General features: G+C 37.5%; 15 protein-coding genes and 1 other annotated feature (1 of these 16 running past the window's edge). Of the genes, 2 read left to right on the forward strand and 13 right to left on the reverse strand.

What is annotated here, in order from left to right; all coding sequences use genetic code 11:
- Positions 1-179 (reverse strand) — a binding site (T-box leader); it reaches 53 nt to the left of the window's first position.
- A 176-nt stretch (positions 180-355) separates the two neighbouring features.
- The 8 genes from ysxE to hemA form a co-directional block, all read right to left on the reverse strand.
- Complete coding sequence (ysxE, locus tag ACUN26_RS18915) at positions 356-1,381, reverse strand: spore coat protein YsxE (RefSeq protein ID WP_000350668.1); 1,026 nt, start codon at positions 1,379-1,381, stop codon at positions 356-358.
- A 66-nt stretch (positions 1,382-1,447) separates the two neighbouring features.
- The gene (gene spoVID, locus ACUN26_RS18920) at positions 1,448-2,452 is read right to left on the reverse strand and encodes a stage VI sporulation protein D (RefSeq protein WP_002039704.1); all 1,005 of its coding nucleotides are present in this window, start codon (positions 2,450-2,452) and stop codon (positions 1,448-1,450) included.
- A 79-nt stretch (positions 2,453-2,531) separates the two neighbouring features.
- A complete protein-coding gene (hemL, locus tag ACUN26_RS18925; RefSeq protein WP_000712951.1) occupies positions 2,532-3,821 on the reverse strand; it encodes a glutamate-1-semialdehyde 2,1-aminomutase in 1,290 nt (429 codons plus the stop codon).
- The gene (gene hemB / locus ACUN26_RS18930) at positions 3,821-4,810 is read right to left on the reverse strand and encodes a porphobilinogen synthase (RefSeq protein ID WP_001087054.1); all 990 of its coding nucleotides are present in this window, start codon (positions 4,808-4,810) and stop codon (positions 3,821-3,823) included. Before hemB ends, hemL begins: the two co-directional genes overlap by 1 nt.
- A gap of 169 nt (positions 4,811-4,979) precedes the next feature.
- Complete coding sequence (hemD, locus tag ACUN26_RS18935; RefSeq protein ID WP_000992364.1) at positions 4,980-5,732, reverse strand: uroporphyrinogen-III synthase; 753 nt, start codon at positions 5,730-5,732, stop codon at positions 4,980-4,982.
- Positions 5,733-5,734: 2 nt separating this feature from the next.
- Positions 5,735-6,664, reverse strand: a complete 930-nt coding sequence (gene hemC, locus ACUN26_RS18940) for a hydroxymethylbilane synthase (protein WP_001226390.1) — start codon at positions 6,662-6,664, stop codon at positions 5,735-5,737.
- A 15-nt stretch (positions 6,665-6,679) separates the two neighbouring features.
- On the reverse strand, positions 6,680-7,513 hold the full coding sequence (locus tag ACUN26_RS18945; RefSeq protein WP_000009003.1) for a cytochrome c biogenesis protein: 834 nt from the start codon (positions 7,511-7,513) through the stop codon (positions 6,680-6,682).
- A gap of 17 nt (positions 7,514-7,530) precedes the next feature.
- Positions 7,531-8,865, reverse strand: coding sequence for a glutamyl-tRNA reductase (gene hemA, locus ACUN26_RS18950; protein WP_000547854.1), 1,335 nt, complete (start codon positions 8,863-8,865; stop codon positions 7,531-7,533).
- A 416-nt stretch (positions 8,866-9,281) separates the two neighbouring features.
- Here hemA and ACUN26_RS18955 point away from each other — a divergent pair, with 416 nt between their 5' ends.
- Both ACUN26_RS18955 and ACUN26_RS18960 read left to right on the forward strand, forming a co-directional pair.
- Positions 9,282-9,734 carry a MarR family winged helix-turn-helix transcriptional regulator gene (locus ACUN26_RS18955; RefSeq protein ID WP_000133909.1) on the forward strand — a complete coding sequence of 151 codons (453 nt, stop codon included), beginning with the start codon at positions 9,282-9,284 and terminating at the stop codon, positions 9,732-9,734.
- 2 nt (positions 9,735-9,736) lie between these two features.
- Complete coding sequence (locus ACUN26_RS18960) at positions 9,737-10,153, forward strand: organic hydroperoxide resistance protein (protein WP_000359777.1); 417 nt, start codon at positions 9,737-9,739, stop codon at positions 10,151-10,153.
- Positions 10,154-10,186: 33 nt separating this feature from the next.
- Here ACUN26_RS18960 and ysxC read toward each other — a convergent pair whose 3' ends face one another.
- The 5 genes from ysxC to tig all read right to left on the reverse strand — a co-directional run bounded on the left by ysxC (position 10,187) and on the right by tig (position 17,873).
- A complete protein-coding gene (gene ysxC, locus ACUN26_RS18965) occupies positions 10,187-10,783 on the reverse strand; it encodes a ribosome biogenesis GTP-binding protein YsxC (RefSeq protein ID WP_000869123.1) in 597 nt (198 codons plus the stop codon).
- The gene (gene lon, locus ACUN26_RS18970) at positions 10,780-13,110 is read right to left on the reverse strand and encodes an endopeptidase La (protein ID WP_002039697.1); all 2,331 of its coding nucleotides are present in this window, start codon (positions 13,108-13,110) and stop codon (positions 10,780-10,782) included. Before lon ends, ysxC begins: the two co-directional genes overlap by 4 nt.
- A gap of 184 nt (positions 13,111-13,294) precedes the next feature.
- A complete protein-coding gene (gene lonB, locus ACUN26_RS18975) occupies positions 13,295-14,965 on the reverse strand; it encodes an ATP-dependent protease LonB (RefSeq protein WP_033657339.1) in 1,671 nt (556 codons plus the stop codon).
- A 106-nt stretch (positions 14,966-15,071) separates the two neighbouring features.
- Positions 15,072-16,331, reverse strand: a complete 1,260-nt coding sequence (gene clpX / locus ACUN26_RS18980; RefSeq protein WP_000472286.1) for an ATP-dependent protease ATP-binding subunit ClpX — start codon at positions 16,329-16,331, stop codon at positions 15,072-15,074.
- Between the two features lie 264 nt (positions 16,332-16,595).
- Positions 16,596-17,873, reverse strand: coding sequence for a trigger factor (gene tig / locus ACUN26_RS18985; protein WP_000729257.1), 1,278 nt, complete (start codon positions 17,871-17,873; stop codon positions 16,596-16,598).
- Positions 17,874-18,133: the final 260 nt, after the last annotated feature.

The following is an 18,133-nucleotide window of genomic DNA, read 5'->3' on the forward strand; positions in this document are numbered from 1 at the left end:
TTTGCTTATACTCTTAATTTGATAACGGACAAATCCGTCTTTTCCTAATGAGAACTATTCCGTTCAGAAAAGATGCTCCAGGGCTACCTTCTAACATAACTATCTAGAGAATCTCCCAGCTAATGATTCTCCTCTCTGAAGACGTTTCATGTTATACTCTTCCCCTTCAAGGCATTTATATGATTGTTAATTATTATATACAATAGTGTAAAAAACGAAACCTTATTCGTCAAGATAAATTTAAGACTATCACTTTCCGGGCGAATATAAAAAAGATAAGTAGCATCCTCCACTTATCTTTTTTACCCCTCTATTTACGGGCGGTAATACCCCCGCCACTGATTAAAGTTTCACTTTATCCGTTCCCTTGCTGGGCAGCTTGTAATTGTGACAGGAAATATTCTACATTGCTAACGAGCCAATGTGATTGTTGCAAGCTCTTTACTCCGCGAATCTCATTTTCCTTATTGCGACTCTGCCTTCTTTTTTTATAAGACTCAATTTGCCGAATAAATTGCGATGGATAGGTCATGTAAGCATACATAAGCAGTTGCTCTTCTTTCGTAAACGGGAAGTTTTTTTGGTACATTTGATACCATTCAAAACGATCACTTCGCGCAATTGGATATGTGTTTAAAGACCGCGAATAAAACCCTACAATATCTTGCACAGGCGTTGCAAACTTCGATTTTTCTAAACTAATAAAATAGCCATTCCGTTCATAGTCAAATAAAAAATGATTAAGTGACACGTTACCATGCACAAAAGTAATGCGTGTTTTATCTTTTTCTTTCATCGCATCGTTCCACTCATTTAATTGCTTCGTTGCAAATTCACGCGCCCTCATTACATGATGATAGTACGTACAATATTGTAATTCAAACGGAGACATATACCACTTCGCTTCAGATTCTACAAGAAACTCTTCTAACATCTCACCATCATTTTCCCAACGATCGGATATACTTGTGTAATGTTTTTCTAAATCTTCTTCTGTATATGTTTCTTCTTTCACCGTTTTTTGGTGCAACGTTCCAAGTGTTTGAAACATTTTATGGTATTGATCATTATCCTCGCCGTTTCCTTCCGCACGTTCTAACCAAGGCATTAAATAATAATTATAAGTCCCGTCACTTAAAATATAATTCCCATCCGTCGCATGGTATATAGGTACATAATTTGAAAAACCTTTCTCCTTCAAATATTGAATATGATGTAGAAAGTTATTCCGCTCTAACTTTCTATCTTCTATTTTCTTTAGCGCATATGGACCTTGATTCGTGTAAATTTTCGTTACACTTCCGTGCTCTTCCATATGCTGCGTATCCAATCTATATTGCCTTACAATGGGTTCATAGCGATTTCGTAATTCAATATCCATACGAATAACCCTTTCTATTCAAAACATAGCCTCTAGGACAATAGGGGAGTGAAAGCACTCACCCCCTTATTTCGCCTTTGCTTTTGAAACGGGAATATAAATAATTTGTCCCGTAGTTAAATATATATCTTCTGTTTGATTAACACGGTATAAGTTTTGTACAGACGTGTCATAACGTTCTGCAACAGATTCAATTGTATCCCCTTCTTGCACGAAATACATTCTTAACTTCGTAAATTCTTCTTCCGGTTCTTTCGTAAATAATTGTGTTAAATAAAGCGCATTTTCATCTCGCTGTGAGTACGCTTCTTCTTGCTCTCCCTGCTTTTTCGCCTTTTCTTTTTGATAATCTTTTCGTCCAAACAATTCAAATTGCAGCGTCGTTTCTTGCTCCTCTTCACGCTCCGCAAATTCATGTTCTGCCAATTCCTCTTCCGCTTCTTCTTGCTCTTTTCTTTCTTCTAGCTGGAACGGTTCAAATGCGTAATCTTCCCATTCATCCGATTCTTTATAGGTTGGTTCCGCTACATGCGGCGCGGGTCTATTTTCATCCTCTTCAGCTGAATCATCTTCTAACTCAGCATACGCCGTTTCTTCCTCTTCATCCTCGATTCTTTCCTCATCACATAAACCTGTAATAGATATATCCGCTAATAATTGTAAGCAACCATTTTCCTTCAATTCATAATCAAATTCTTCAATTGATACATATAATTCTTCAATTACTTTCACTCGATTTCTTGGAATTGATATTTCAAGTGGAAAGGAATGAACAAGTTCATTCACCCCATCTTCCCTTGTTTCTACATAATCAATTGACTTTGCTGGCGATAGTTCTCTTAATGAATAGGCCGAATCATCTTGCCTTGCAACATACTCCCCCGTTAAATCTAACTGCCCTCTCACGATAACTTCATGATCAAGCTCTTCTATCTCAACGTCTGGATCTAACGAAATTGACAAAAGTTCTTCGACTTCCTGTCCTTTTTGGAACCAAACAGATTCTTTTAATGAAAATCGTAACGAATGATCTGTTGTCACTTCTTTTCCCCCTCCCAAACTATATGTCATTACAGATTTATGTATGTAAAGCCCACTTTATGAATAAAAAAAATCGCTCCCCTTATGGAGAGCGATTTTCTCTAATATATTATGCTTGTAACTTTGACATTGCAATTTCAGCCGCTGCAATCGTCGCTTCAATATCTGCATCACTATGTGCTGTCGATAAGAACAAACCTTCAAATTGAGATGGTGGCAAGAATACACCTTGTTCTACCATTTCACGATAGTAAGCCGCGAAGAATTCTAAGTTTGAAGATTTCGCTGTATCGTAATTAATAACCGGCTCATCTGTAAAGAAAATACCAATCATAGAGCCTGCACGGTTAATATGATGAGGAATACCATGTTTTTCAGCCGCTTTACGTAGTCCCGCTTCTAACATTTCTGCTTTACGCTCAAACTCTACATATGATTCTGGCGTTAATTGTACTAACGTTTCATAACCTGCTGCCATTGCAAGTGGGTTACCTGATAAAGTACCAGCTTGATAAATCGGTCCGCTCGGCGCAACTTGACGCATAATTTCTGCTTTACCACCGTACGCCCCTACTGGTAAGCCACCACCGATTACTTTACCTAAACAAGTTAAATCAGGTGTTACACCGTAGTAACCTTGTCCGCAGTTATAAGCAACACGGAATCCTGTCATTACTTCATCAAAAATAAGCAGTGCACCGTTTTGTTCTGTTACTTCACGAAGCCCTTCTAAAAATCCTGGTTGCGGAGGAACAACCCCCATATTCCCTGCTACTGGTTCTACAATTACACAAGCAATATCATCACCGAATCGTTCAAAAGCGTACTTCACACTTTCTAAATCATTATAAGCTACTGTAATCGTATTTTTCGCTACACCTTCTGGTACGCCAGGGCTATCTGGTAAACCTAGAGTCGCCACACCAGAACCAGCTTTAATTAATAATGAATCACCATGACCGTGGTAACAACCAATAAATTTTAAAATTTTGTTACGACCTGTATAACCACGAGCTAAACGTAGTGCACTCATTGTCGCTTCTGTTCCAGAGTTAACCATGCGGACAATTTCAATCGATGGTACACGCTCAATAACAAGTTTCGCTAATTTATTTTCGATTTCTGTCGGCGCACCGAAGCTTGTACCTCTTTCAGCAACAGATTTTAACGCTTCAACAACACGATCATTTGCATGACCATGAATTAAAGGACCCCATGATAATACGTAATCGATGTATTCATTTCCATCAATATCATATACTTTAGAGCCTTTTCCACGCTCCATAAACAATGGATTCATACCAACAGATTTAAAGGCACGAACAGGGCTATTTACGCCACCAGGCATTAAGTCTTGCGCCTCTTCAAACGCCGCAATCGATTTATCAAACTTTTTCATTATTTAGCGCCTCCTTCTTGTAACCATTTTGCTGCATCTTTCGCATGATACGTAATAATTAAGTCTGCTCCTGCACGTTTCATGCTAATTAATTTTTCAAGCACAACTTCTTTTTCATTAATCCAACCATTTTGCGCTGCCGCTTTAATCATTGAATATTCACCACTTACGTTGTAAGCAACGATTGGTAAATTAAAGTTATTTTTCACATCACGAATGATATCTAAGTAAGAAAAAGCTGGCTTTACAATTAAGAAATCAGCACCTTCCATTACATCTGATTCTGCTTCACGGAATGCCTCCATACGGTTCGCTGGGTCCATTTGATATGTTTTACGGTCACCAAATTGCGGCGCGCCGTGTGCAGCATCACGGAACGGTCCATAAAATGCTGATGAATATTTCACAGCGTACGACATAACTGGTACGTGTCCAAAACCATTCTCATCTAACGCATGGCGAATTGCTGTTACGAATCCGTCCATCATGTTTGATGGCGCAATAATGTCCGCTCCTGCTTTCGCTTGGCTTACAGCTGTTTTCGCAAGTACTGCAAGAGACTCGTCATTTAAAATAATACCATCTTCAATTACACCGCAATGACCATGGCTTGTGAATTGACATAAACATGTATCTGCAACTACTACTAACTCAGGGAACTCACCTTTAATTTGCTTAATGGCACGCTGTACAATTCCATGATCACAATATGCTGATGATCCAACTTCATCCTTTTCAGCAGGTAAACCAAATACAATAACAGAACGAATACCTAAATCAACAACCTCTTGCATTTCAGCTTGCAATAAATCTAAAGAGATTTGATATACGCCCGGCATAGAAGGAACTTCATTACGAACATTCTCTCCTTCTAATACAAAAATAGGGTAAATAAAATCTTCCGTATGTAAAAACGTTTCACGCACAAGCGCACGCATGCCCCCGCTTTGTCTTAAGCGACGATGACGATTAAATTGTAAAGAGTTCATAAATTTCTATCCCCATTCTTTTATTTTGTCCCGCGTTAACGGGCAGTAAGACTCCCATCTCAAAATTCGGCTAGAGCAAAGAAGTTAGATGGGAAATCAACTGCCCATAAACGCCCAATTGGTGAGGGCTAATAATTAGTGGGGAATGAACCTCCCACTAATTAAAGTTTCACTTTATAGATTCACAAATGCATTGTAGTAATGCTTCTACAGTGTACTCTTTCGGCACAATAACATGCGGAAAATAAAGGTTCGCTTCTTTTTCCGTAATAGGCCCTATACAAGCAATTGTACATTTTTTTGTCCATTCTCTCCAGTTTGTGCCCTCCAGTAAACGAACAAAACTATCAACAGTTGAAGGACTCGTAAATGTAATAACATTTACTTTCCTTACTTTCAATGCTGTTATAAGTTCTTGTTTTTTCTCTACATTTACTTTCGTACCGTATACGATTAGCTCATCTAGAGAAACACCAATTCCCCGAAGTTTAACTGGAATTACATCTCTCGCTAAATTCCCTTTCGGAAATAAAATACGCTCGTTTCCACTTAATTCTTTTAGAAACTCTTCGGCAAACACTTCTGCAACAAATGAGGTTGGAACAAAATGAACTTGATAGCCCCTTTTTTCTAACTCTAATTTTGTTTTCACGCCTACCGCAGCGATTTTAATAGTTAATGGTAGTTTCTTTTCTAAACCATCTAGAAAAAAAGTTACACCATTTTTACTCGTAAAAATAACCCAGTCATACGAATGTAGCTGCCTTGCTGTATGGTGAATTCGCCTATGAGATGTGCCTTCCATACGCAAAAGCGGAATTTCCAATGGAATTCCGCTCCGTTCTTTCACTGCTACACTCATTTGTTTCGCTTGATGCTGGGCACGTGTAATCAATACTGTTTTGCCAGCAAGAGCATTCATATTTATTGTTGTCCCTTATTTGCAGCAAGAATGAGTTCTTTTGCGCCTTGTTTAATTAAAAGGTCCGCAGCCTCTAGCCCTACTTCCTTTGGTTCAACGCCTACCACTGTCTCTTTTAATAAAACAGAGCCGTCCATAGAACCGACAAGAGCTGTTAATTCGATTGCATCATCCTTTGTAAGAGTTGCATATCCAGCGATCGGAACTTGACATCCACCTTCAAGTTTATGAAGAAATACTCGCTCCGCTGCCACTGTTCTCTCTGTTACAGCATCATTCATATGCGATAACAACTGTAATAAATCGTTATCGTCCTTACGACATTCAATCGCTAATGCACCTTGTCCTACAGCTGGTACACATAACGTTTCATCTAAATGTTCTGTAATCACTTCATCATCCCAGCCCATTCTTTGTAATCCAGCTGTCGCTAAAATAATTGCATCATAATCTTCTTCTTTTAATTTACGTAAACGTGTATCGATATTTCCGCGAATCCATTTCACTTGTAAATCTGGTCTCGCAGCTAATAACTGTGCACTACGTCTTAAACTACTCGTTCCTAAAATCGCACCTTCTGCTAAATCTTTAAATGATGCTCCGCTTTTAGAAATAAAAGCATCACGAGGGTCAACACGCTTTGGTGTACAGCCAATCATTAATCCTTCTGGAAGTACGGCTGGCATATCTTTCATACTATGTACAGCCATATCGATTTCTTTCATAAGTAACGCATGTTCAATTTCTTTAACGAACAAACCTTTTCCGCCTACTTTTGAAAGAGTAACATCTAAAATCACATCACCTTTAGTGACAATTTCTTTCACTTCAAATTCATATGGTAAACCAAGTGCTTTTAACTGATCAATAAACCAGTTTGTTTGCGTCAATGCTAGCTTACTCTTTCGTGAACCTACAATAATTTTGCGCATAATTCTCTCTCCTCATTATAAATACCAAAAGTGGAAATTAGATAAACTACTTAATAGAAAAATGTTAACTAGCATTACGAGAAAGGCCCCTACATTCCACAGTACAATTTTCTTCCCTTGCAACACATCTGCCGCTCGTAAATACAAGCCCGTACAATATACAAATAGAACGACAAACGAACCGATTACTTTCGTATCATACCAATGAAAATTGTCCAATTTTGTATATCCCCATATGCATCCTAATAAAATTGCTAGTAAGAAAAATGGAACAGAAAATAAATTTAACCCGTAAGACGTAGATTCAAGCTTCGGCAAATTCCCTAACCTTCTTAATCTCGCATTCCACTTTTTCTTTTTTAATAGGCGATATTGCAGTAAATACATAATAGAAAAAATAAACGATACCGTAAACGTTGCATAAGAAATAATCGCCATTCCAACATGCACGTATACAAGTTCTGAAACTAATTGCTCTGCAAGTACTGGCGACATCTTTCCGAGCGGTGTAAAAATAGAAAAGGCGCTTACGCCAAATGCTACAACATTTGTAAAGAAGACTAAAAAGTCAACGCGCATAAATCGATTTATGACTAACGACATCGTAATCAATAACCAAACATAAAAATAAATCCCTGATAATAAAGTTAAAATGGGATTCGTTTCTGAATCTGTCGCCCTAAGCAACATAAAAATAGACTGCAATACCCATACAATCGAAAGTAACCAAAAAGCAAATCGGTTCGCCTTTCGGTTACTTTGGAAATAATCTATAAAATATAAACTAATGCTACAAGCATATAAAATAATTGCAATATGATAAATAATACTGTTATTTAAAAAACTCATCCGATCATCCTTCCAAATTATAAAGATGGAACGGATGGTGTCCACACTCTTTTATGTTCTACTTCTTCCGCACGACTCTCTACTTCTTCCGTTTCTAAATCAAAAATCTTTGCAAATAACGCTAATTTTTCGCCCGCCCCCTCTTCAGCAGCTATTTCTTTTGCTACTAAAATTGGGTCTTTTAATAATTGGTTAATAATACTTTTCGTATGCTTACTAATTACTTTTTTCTCACGATCACTAAGATTTGGTATTTTTCGTTCAAGACTTTCCATCGTTTCGCTTTGAATTACAAGTGCCTTATCACGAAGAGCTGCTATTAACGGAACAACACCAAGTGTACTTAACCACGTTTTAAATAGAACAATTTCCTCTTCAATCATAAATTGAATTTTCTCTGCTTCTTTCAAACGCTCAGCACGATTTGCTTCCACTACTCCTTGCAGATCATCAATGTCATATAAGAAAGAGCCTTCTAACTCATCAATTGCTGGATCAATATCACGTGGCACTGCAATATCAACCATAAATAAAGGACGACCAGAGCGCATTTTCTCTACCTTTGTCATCATCTCTTTCGTAATGACATACTCTGATGCACCAGTGGAACTAATTAAAATGTCCGCTTCTAATAATGCACATTGTAATTCACTTAAAGATTTTGCATGTCCCATATATTTCTCAGCCATTACTTCCGCTTTTGAAAGCGTTCTATTCATAACGGTTACTTTACGAGCACCGCTTCCGTATAAATTTTGTAATGCAAGTTCTCCCATTTTACCAGCACCAAGAATAAGTACATGACAATCTGTTAACTCACCAAATATTTTCTTTCCAAGTTCAACAGCAGCATAACTAACAGACATTGCACTCTCACCAATTGTTGTTTCTGAGTGAGCACGTTTTGCTAACGTAATGACTTGCTTAAACAATTCATTAAAAATTGTACCTGTCGCTTTTACTTGTTGCGCTTCTAAAAAGCTATCTTTTATTTGACCTAAAATCTGCGTTTCTCCAACTACCATAGAATCTAAACCGCACGTTACGCGGAATAAATGATCTATTGCACCATCTTGTTCAAAAATAGTTAAATATGGTGCGACTTCTTCTATTTCAAGCTGAAACCAATCAGCTAAAAACTTCTTAATATAATACCGTCCCGTGTGTAATTGATCGACAACAGCATAAATCTCAGTGCGATTACAAGTTGATACAATGACATTTTCTAACACGCTCTTTTGACTTTGTAATGTAGTCATTGCTTGTTCTAGCTCTGCTGCCTGAAATGTGAGTTTCTCACGAAATTCTACAGGGGCTGTTCGATAATTTACACTAACAACAAGAATATGCACGCAGCATGTCCCCCTTCACCCGTTTTATCACTTTATCTACTATCATAATACAACTTTCCTCTTATGAATCTGACAATCGTGTGAACAACCGATTATTTTTTATATATTCTCCGTATGTAATAAAGGAGATTCAGTAAAACTAATAAAAAGCTCCCTACTTTATAATGATTATAAATTAATAACTCTATTTGTACGTTACCAAAAAAAGTCCTCATAATCAAGTGATGGAAACTATTCCATATAAATTATAACATCATCTTTCCTATCTTCTTTCATCATGAAGGAAAATATGTATGATTGTTCCAAAATATAGCACACACTTTCTCAATACAATGTATTTGACATTGTATTTATTTTTCGTTATATTGGTTTTACAAAATTAAATTTTGCACAATTTAAAAAGAAAGGAGTTATTCATGACAGAAGATTCTTTGCATCTAGATAACCAACTTTGTTTTTCTATTTACGCCTGTTCTAGAGAGGTTACACGTTTTTATCGACCGTATTTAGACGAAATGGGTATTACGTACCCTCAGTACATTACTTTACTTGTACTATGGGAACAAGACGGACTAACAGTAAAAGAAATTGGAGAACGTCTATTTCTAGATTCCGGCACGTTAACACCTATGCTAAAACGGATGGAATCATTAAACCTTGTAAAACGTGTTCGTTCAAAAGAAGATGAGCGAAAAGTTTGTATTGAATTAACAGAACAAGGTAAAGATTTAAAAGAAAAGGCTTGTTCATTACCGAAAACGATGGCTACAAATTTAGGAATTACAGAGCAAGAGTATCGTTCTTTATTAACCCAATTAAATAAACTAATTGAAACAATGAAAACAATAAATGATAGAAAAGGGGAATAAACATGGATAAATTATATACTGCTTCAGTAACAGCAACAGGTGGAAGAAACGGGAAAGTAGTTTCAGATGATGGCATATTAAATCTTGATGTAAAAATGCCGAAAGCATTAGGTGGTGCTGGCGGGGAAGCAACAAACCCTGAGCAACTATTTGCCGCTGGTTATGCCGCTTGTTTTGATAGTGCATTGCAACTTGTCATTCGTACAAAACGAGTGAAAGTGGAAAGTACAGAAGTAACTGCTCACGTTTCTATCGGAAAAGATACAGATGGTGGTTTCGGACTATCTGCTGTACTTGACGTACATGTCGCTGGCGTTTCTCATGCCGAAGCACAAGAACTTGTAGAAGCCGCTCACGGTGTATGTCCGTACTCTAAAGCAACACGAGGGAATATTGAAGTAACATTAAACGTACGCTAAAAATTTATACAAACAAAAAACGCGCGACATTCGTCACGCGTTTTTTGTTTTTGTCATTTTATGAATTGCCTTCCACGCTTCTTCTTTTCCAAGTCCTGTTTCAGAAGAGAATAGAACGATTTCATCGCCAATTTCAACAGCAAGCGTTTCTTTTACAACTTTTAAATGCTTTTGCCATTTCCCTTTCGGAATTTTATCGGCTTTCGTCGCAATAATAATTGTTGGAATTTCATAATGCTTTAAGAAATCATACATCATCACATCATCGTTTGTTGGTTGGTGACGTAAATCTACTACTAATACAGCTGCATCTAATTGCTCACGTGTTGTAAAGTACGTTTCAATCATCTTGCCCCATGCTGCACGTTCCGTTTTAGATACTTTCGCATATCCATAACCTGGAACGTCAACAAAATGCATCATTTCATTGATTAAGAAAAAGTTCAGCGTTTGCGTTTTTCCTGGTTTAGAAGAAATACGTACTAACTTTTTACGATTTAAAATTTTATTAATGAAGGAAGACTTCCCGACATTTGAACGACCTGCTAATGCAATTTCTGGTAAGTCACTGTCTGGATATTGTTCTGGTTTAACAGCACTAATTACAATATCTGCTTTTGTTACTTTCATTGTTTCACTCCTACTAATGCGTGCTCCAATACTTCGTCTAAATGAGATGCAAGCACAAACGTAAGATTTTCTTTTACGCTTTCTGGAATATCATCTAAATCTTTCTCGTTCTCTGCTGGCAAAATAATTTTTGTTAAGCCTGCGCGATGAGCACTTAATGTTTTTTCTTTCAATCCACCAATTGGTAATACACGGCCACGAAGTGTAATTTCACCTGTCATACCAACTTCTTTACTTACAGGAATACCTGTTAGTGCAGAAATAAGTGCCGTTGCCATCGTAATACCTGCTGACGGTCCATCTTTTGGAACTGCTCCTTCTGGAACGTGAATATGAATATCATTTTTCTCATGGAAATTTGGATCAATATGAAGCTCTTCGGCACGAGAACGAATATAGCTAAACGCAGCTTGTGCTGATTCTTTCATAACATCCCCAAGTTTCCCTGTTAAAATTAATTTCCCTTTACCTGGCGCTAAGGACACTTCAATTGCAAGTGTATCGCCGCCCGCTGCTGTATAAGCTAACCCGGTTGCCATTCCGACTTGGTCTGTTTTCTCTGCTTGCCCATAACGGAATATGTGTTTACCAAGTAAATCTACAATATTTTTCTCTGTCACAACAATACGTTTACGTTCCGCTGTAACGATAATTTTCGCTGCTTTACGACAAACTTTTGCAATTTGGCGCTCTAGCGTACGAACACCAGCCTCACGTGTATAATAACGAATAATTTCAAGAAGCGCTTCATCACGTACTTGTAAATTACCTTTTCGTAAGCCATGCTCTTTTAATTGTTTCGGCAATAAATGCTCTCGAGCAATGTGCACCTTTTCCAGTTCTGTATACCCAGCAATCGAAATAATTTCCATACGGTCAAGTAATGGACCCGGAATACTTGAAAGTGTATTAGCGGTTGCTACAAACATAACTTTCGATAGATCATATGGTTCTTCAATGTAATGATCACTGAAGTTATGATTTTGTTCTGGATCTAACACTTCAAGTAATGCTGCTGATGGATCGCCACGGAAATCGTTAGACATTTTATCAATCTCATCTAATAAGAAGACTGGATTAACTGTTTTCGCCTTTTTCATACCTTGAATAATGCGTCCCGGCATTGCTCCAACGTATGTACGACGGTGACCACGAATTTCAGATTCATCACGCACACCACCAAGGGATACACGGACAAAATTACGATTTAATGATGTCGCAATTGAACGAGCTAACGAAGTTTTCCCGACCCCTGGAGGGCCTACTAAACAAAGGATAGGTCCTTTTAATGAGTTCGTCAATTTTTGTACAGCTAAATATTCAAGCACTCGCTCTTTTACTTTTTCAAGACCGTAATGATCTTTGTTTAAAATCTCTTCAGAATGAACAAGATCAATCATATCCTCTGTCGCTTCTGTCCACGGAAGTGCTAATAACCAATCAATATAATTGCGAATAACACCGCTCTCCGCAGAACTTGCTGGTAGCTTTTCATAACGATCTAATTCTTTCAGTGCAGCCTTCGTTGTTTCTTCAGGCATTCCTGACTGTTCAATTTTCTCACGAAGTTCTTCAACTTCCCCACCCTTACCTTCTTTATCGCCAAGTTCAGTTTGAATCGCCTTCATTTGCTCACGTAAGAAATATTCTTTTTGCGTGCGTTCCATTGAACGTTTCACTTTTTGTCCAATTTTCTTTTCTAAACTAAGTAACTCTTGTTCATCTTGAATAATTGAAATAAGTGTATGTAATCGTTCTTTCACAGATACAATCTCTAAAATTTCTTGTTTCTGTTTCGTTTTAATTGGCAAGTGAGAAGCAATTAAATCAGCTAGTCTTCCTGGTTCTTCTACATCAGCTACCGTTGCAAATGTTTCATTTGATACTTTTTTCGAAACTTTAATATATTGTTCGAAATGCTCCAGTAACGTACGCATAAGAGCTTTCTCTTCTAAATCACCTTCCACTTCTTCAGTTACCGTTTTAATAGAAACTTGTACTACATTTTCTTCCTCGATAAACTCTACTACTTCTGCTCTATGTAAACCTTCTACAAGGACACGAAGCGTACCGTTCGGCAATTTTAACATTTGCTTCACTTTCGCCACTGTACCTACACTATATATGTCATCTTCTTTCGGATCATCGATATTCATTTCTTTTTGCATCGCTAAAAAGATGATATTTTCATCCATTGCCGCCTGCTCTAGTGCCTGTATCGATTTATCACGTCCTACATCAAGATGCAGAACCATCGTTGGATATACGAGAACGCCTCTTAATGGTAGGAGGGGTACGATTCTTTCATTCGTATTCATACTAGACATAGCACCTCCATAATAAATTAAACTCCTGTTCAACTATTTTATATTACAATACATCTAGATGCAATTGCAGAGATTCTGAGCAATTGTAAATCCCTTGTTTTTTCTCCCTTATGAAAAGAAAAAAAGACTCCGCTTAAGCATACAAACTTAAACGAAGCCTGGCAAATTTTATTATCATTCATTCTCACATGGATTGTGCATCTGTTTCGTCTACAGTAGTATGTACATCAAGCTCTCGATGCATATTTTCCTGCATAAATGTTAGCTCAAATACTTCTTTTAACTTACGAACAGGAATGATTTCAATTCCCTTTATTGTGTACAAAAACGGTTGCATGTTTTCAGCAGGAATAATGACTTTCTTAGCTCCTGCTTTTTTCGCAGCCTTTATTTTTGCGTATACACCACCAATAGGCTTCACTTCTCCATGTATACTTATTTCACCTGTCATCGCCACTTCATTATTCACATATGTACGATGCACGGCTGAGTAAACACCCGTTGCCATAGCAATCCCTGCAGAAGGACCATCGATCGGGATACCACCTGGAAAATTAATATGTATATCGTACCCTTCTGGCAACACATCTAAAGAACGAAGTACTGTTAATACATTATCTACAGAACCTTTCGCCATACTTTTACGACGAATTGATTTCGTTTGGCTACCAATACTTTCCTCTTCTACAATACCGGTAACATTTACCGACCCTTTATCTTTCGCCGTGATTGCTGTTACTTCTATTTCTAATAACGCTCCTGTATTCGGTCCGTATACAGCAAGTCCGTTTACAAGACCGATCCTCGGAATAGGGTAAATACGTTTTTCATATTTCGGTGCAAGCTGACTAGAATGAACAACCCACTCTATATCTTCATCTTTAATGAAAGAACGTTCTTCATTTATCGCCATACCAGCAGAGATTTGCACGAGATTAATTGCTTCTCGTCCATTCCTTGCATACATACCAATCATTTCAATACCGTTCTCACCGATTTGCATTTCCACTTTGTCGGCTGCATTCTTCGCTACTTTTTGAATTTCTTCTGTATCTAGCTCACGGAAAAATACCTCTAAGCAACGAGACCGAATAGCAGGTGGAATTTCCTCTGGTGAACGTGTTGTCGCTCCAACTAAGCGGAAATCTGCTGGTAAACCTTTTTGAAAAATATCATGTATATACGTTGGAATCATCGTATTCTCTTCACTATAGTACGCACTTTCTAAAAATACTTTTCGATCTTCTAACACCTTTAACATTTTGTTCATTTGAATCGGATGTAGTTCACCAATTTCATCAATAAACAAAATACCACCATGTGCATCTGTTACTGCGCCTTTTTTCGGTTGTGGAATACCTGCTTGCCCCATCGCACCAGCACCTTGATAAATCGGATCATGAACCGAGCCAATTAAAGGATCTGCAATACCACGTTCATCAAACCGAGCTGTCGTCGCATCAAGTTCGATAAATGTTGCATTCGTACGAAATGGAGATTTCGGATTTCGTTTCGCCTCTTCTAATACAAGACGCGCTGCCGCTGTCTTTCCGACACCTGGCGGGCCATATATGATTACATGTTGCGGATTCGGACCACAAAGAGCCGCTTTTAACGACTTAATCCCGTCTTCTTGCCCTACAATATCTAAAAAGGATGTAGGGCGCACCTTTTCCGCAAGCGGCTCTGTTAGAGAAATCTCACGCATTTTACGAAGCTGTTCTAATTCTTTTTTTGATTCTCGATCAATTGAAACTTTTTGTGTTCGCTGATTTCGAAGTAAGTGCCAAAAATATAATCCGACAATTACACCAAAAACAAGTTGAACAAGTAAAAATATATTTGTCCAGCTCATCATTTATTTCCTCCCGCAATGTTTTATCATTTAGTATTTCCGCGGAAGAACGTAGCTAAACATAAAGAAAAACAGCAATTATAAAAATTGCTGTTTCTCTTTCGCATTATGCAGATGTTTTTGTATCAAGTACAGTACCGTCTTGTAGCACCAATTTCGGTGGCTCATTATCAGCTACTGTTTCTTTCGTAAGAATACACTTCTCGATATCTTTGCGAGATGGAAGTTCAAACATTACATCAAGCATTAAGCCTTCAATAATAGAACGAAGTCCACGAGCACCTGTTTTACGTTCAATTGCTTTTTTCGCAATCTCAATCAGTGCGCCTTCTTCAAACTCTAACTCAACATCGTCAAGCTCCAACAGTTTTTGGAATTGCTTAACAAGTGCATTTTTCGGTTTCGTTAAAATATCAACAAGAGCATCTTCATCAAGTGGCTCTAGGTTCGCAATAACTGGAAGACGACCGATAAACTCTGGAATTAAACCAAATCTTAAAAGGTCCTCTGGTAATACGTGAGATAGAACATGCTTTTCATTTACATCAGCATTTTTCTTCTCTGAACCAAATCCAATTACTTTTTCACCAAGGCGACGTTTAATAATTGGCTCAATGCCATCAAACGCTCCACCACAAATGAATAGGATATTCGTTGTATCAATTTGAATGAATTCTTGATGCGGATGCTTACGACCACCTTGAGGTGGAACGCTTGCTACAGTACCTTCTAAAATTTTCAGAAGTGCCTGCTGTACACCTTCACCAGATACATCACGTGTAATTGATGGATTTTCGGACTTACGTGCCACTTTATCAATCTCATCAATATAAATAATTCCTTTTTCTGCTTTTTCTACATCATAATCAGCCGCTTGAATTAGTTTTAGTAAAATGTTTTCTACATCTTCCCCAACGTATCCAGCTTCTGTTAAAGATGTTGCGTCCGCGATTGCAAATGGAACATTTAAAATACGCGCTAATGTTTGTGCCAATAATGTTTTACCACTACCTGTTGGCCCAATAAGTGAAATATTACTCTTCGCTAATTCTACATCATCAATTTTGCTGTTAGAATTAATACGTTTGTAATGGTTATATACCGCTACCGCTAGTGCTTTTTTCGCGTTATCTTGTCCGATGACATACTCATCTAAGATTTCACGAATTTCTACCGGTTTCGGTACATCTTTGAATTCTACTTCTTCGTCCTTCGCAAGCTCCTCTTGTACAATTTCAGTACAAAGCTCGATACACTCGTCACAAATGTAAACACCTGGACCTGCAACTAACTTTCGAACTTGCGTTTGTGTTTTACCACAGAAAGAACATTTTAATTGCCCTTTTTCATCATTAAATTTAAACATATTTTCACACCCCTTACAAAGTGCTAACCTCTTGCCTTCGTATGTACACGATAAATGTATCGTATGTAAATACATATTATGTCACTACGTAGCGAGAAATACAAATAATATGACTAGTTATGTACAAATAAAAAGTTTTTAAAACTTTTGAAATATGTATATTCGACTTATAAAGGAACTTTTCCTTCTTCATCGAAAAGTTTTATAAATATATTTCTATATTTATAAAACAAGGCACGATTAAAATCGCGCCTTGTTATTTTATTATGCAGCGTTTTCTACTAAGAAGTCTACAGCTTTACGCACTTTAAGATCTTCAGATAAAGCGTCTGCGCTTCCAAGAGCTTGCTTGATAGCGTCTACTGGCATACCGTACATTTCAGCCATTTTTTCAACTTCTGCAGTTACTTCTTCTTCAGTAACTTCGATGTTTTCAGCTTCAATGATAGCTTCAAGAACAAGATTGATTCTTACACGTTTTTGTGCATCCTCTTTCATTTGCTCTTTTAATTTGTCAGCATCAGTACCTGTGAATTGGTAGTAAAGCTCAAGGTTCATACCTTGTTGGCTTAAACGTTGCTCGAATTCACGAACCATACGATCTAACTCAGTGTCGATCATAGCTTCTGGAATATCGATTTCAGCGTTAGCAGCAGCTAATTCTACTACTTCGTCACGTACTTTGTGCTCAGCTTCGTGCTTTTTGCCTTCTTCTAAGTTTGTACGAAGTTTTGTTTTTAATTCATCAAGAGTTGCAACTTCTTCGTCAGCCTCTTTAGCGAACTCGTCGTTTAACTCAGGAAGTTCTTTTGTTTTGATTTCGTGAATTGTTACTTTGAATGTTGCTGGTTTGCCAGCTAATTCAGCAGCATGGTACTCTTCTGGGAATGATACTTCAACGTCTTTAGACTCACCAGATTTAAGACCAATTACTTGCTCTTCGAAACCTGGGATGAAAGTACCAGAACCGATTGCAAGAGAATAGTTTTCGCCTTTTCCGCCTTCAAATGCTTCGCCATCAACGAAACCTTCGAAGTCGATTACAGCTGTATCACCATTTTCAATAGTTCCTTCTTCTTTAACAACTAGTTCAGCTTGACGCTCTTGTAAAGCTTTTACTTCATTCTCTACATCTTCGTCAGTTACAGTTGTTTCAACTTTTTCTACTGCTAAACCTTTGTACTCACCTAATTTAACTTCAGGTTTCACTGTAACTTTTGCAGTGAAGATAAGGTTAGCATTTTTTTCGAACTTCTCAATATCGATTTCAGGATGAGCAACTGGGAAGATACCAGCTTCATCGATTGCTTCACCGTATGCTTTTGGTAAGATGATATCTAAAGCATCTTGGTATAAAGATTCGATACCAAAGCGTTGTTCGAATAACGGACGAGGCATTTTTCCTTTACGGAAACCTGGTACGTTGATTGTTTTTACTACTTTTTTGAACGCAGCGTCGATAGAGTTGTTTACTTCTTTAGCATCAACTTCAATTGTTAAAACGCCTACGTTACCTTCTAATTTTTCCCATTTTGCAGCCATTTATTCTTTCCCTCCAACTATAATAATGTATGCACATACCTTTATAGATCAAAATATTCATTATCTCTCTTTCGAAATAATAAATGTACAAATAATCCTCTAGCAAATGCTTTCAGATATAATGTTCCAATCTACTAGTTGTCTAAAAGACAACTACGGTATATTTTGTTCGAGACTAATATGAAACATATTAAGTAAGAGAATTACACTTCTCTTCTCTTACAAACAGGCAGATTTCTGCCTTTTGCAACCCTTACATT

Source organism: Bacillus sp. WC2503 (assembly GCF_052682895.1).

Excerpts from the sequence above, each read along its gene's own strand:
- ysxE (WP_000350668.1), bottom strand. The coding sequence starts at position 1,381 with ATGGATATTGAATTACGAAATCGCTATGAACCCATTGTAAGGCAATAT.
- spoVID (WP_002039704.1), bottom strand. The coding sequence starts at position 2,452 with ATGACATATAGTTTGGGAGGGGGAAAAGAAGTGACAACAGATCATTCG.
- hemL (WP_000712951.1), bottom strand. The coding sequence starts at position 3,821 with ATGAAAAAGTTTGATAAATCGATTGCGGCGTTTGAAGAGGCGCAAGAC.
- hemB (WP_001087054.1), bottom strand. The coding sequence starts at position 4,810 with ATGAACTCTTTACAATTTAATCGTCATCGTCGCTTAAGACAAAGCGGG.
- hemD (WP_000992364.1), bottom strand. The coding sequence starts at position 5,732 with ATGAATGCTCTTGCTGGCAAAACAGTATTGATTACACGTGCCCAGCAT.
- hemC (WP_001226390.1), bottom strand. The coding sequence starts at position 6,664 with ATGCGCAAAATTATTGTAGGTTCACGAAAGAGTAAGCTAGCATTGACG.
- ACUN26_RS18945 (WP_000009003.1), bottom strand. The coding sequence starts at position 7,513 with ATGAGTTTTTTAAATAACAGTATTATTTATCATATTGCAATTATTTTA.
- ACUN26_RS18955 (WP_000133909.1), top strand. The coding sequence starts at position 9,282 with ATGACAGAAGATTCTTTGCATCTAGATAACCAACTTTGTTTTTCTATT.
- ACUN26_RS18960 (WP_000359777.1), top strand. The coding sequence starts at position 9,737 with ATGGATAAATTATATACTGCTTCAGTAACAGCAACAGGTGGAAGAAAC.
- ysxC (WP_000869123.1), bottom strand. The coding sequence starts at position 10,783 with ATGAAAGTAACAAAAGCAGATATTGTAATTAGTGCTGTTAAACCAGAA.
- lon (WP_002039697.1), bottom strand. The coding sequence starts at position 13,110 with ATGTCTAGTATGAATACGAATGAAAGAATCGTACCCCTCCTACCATTA.
- lonB (WP_033657339.1), bottom strand. The coding sequence starts at position 14,965 with ATGAGCTGGACAAATATATTTTTACTTGTTCAACTTGTTTTTGGTGTA.
- clpX (WP_000472286.1), bottom strand. The coding sequence starts at position 16,331 with ATGTTTAAATTTAATGATGAAAAAGGGCAATTAAAATGTTCTTTCTGT.
- tig (WP_000729257.1), bottom strand. The coding sequence starts at position 17,873 with ATGGCTGCAAAATGGGAAAAATTAGAAGGTAACGTAGGCGTTTTAACA.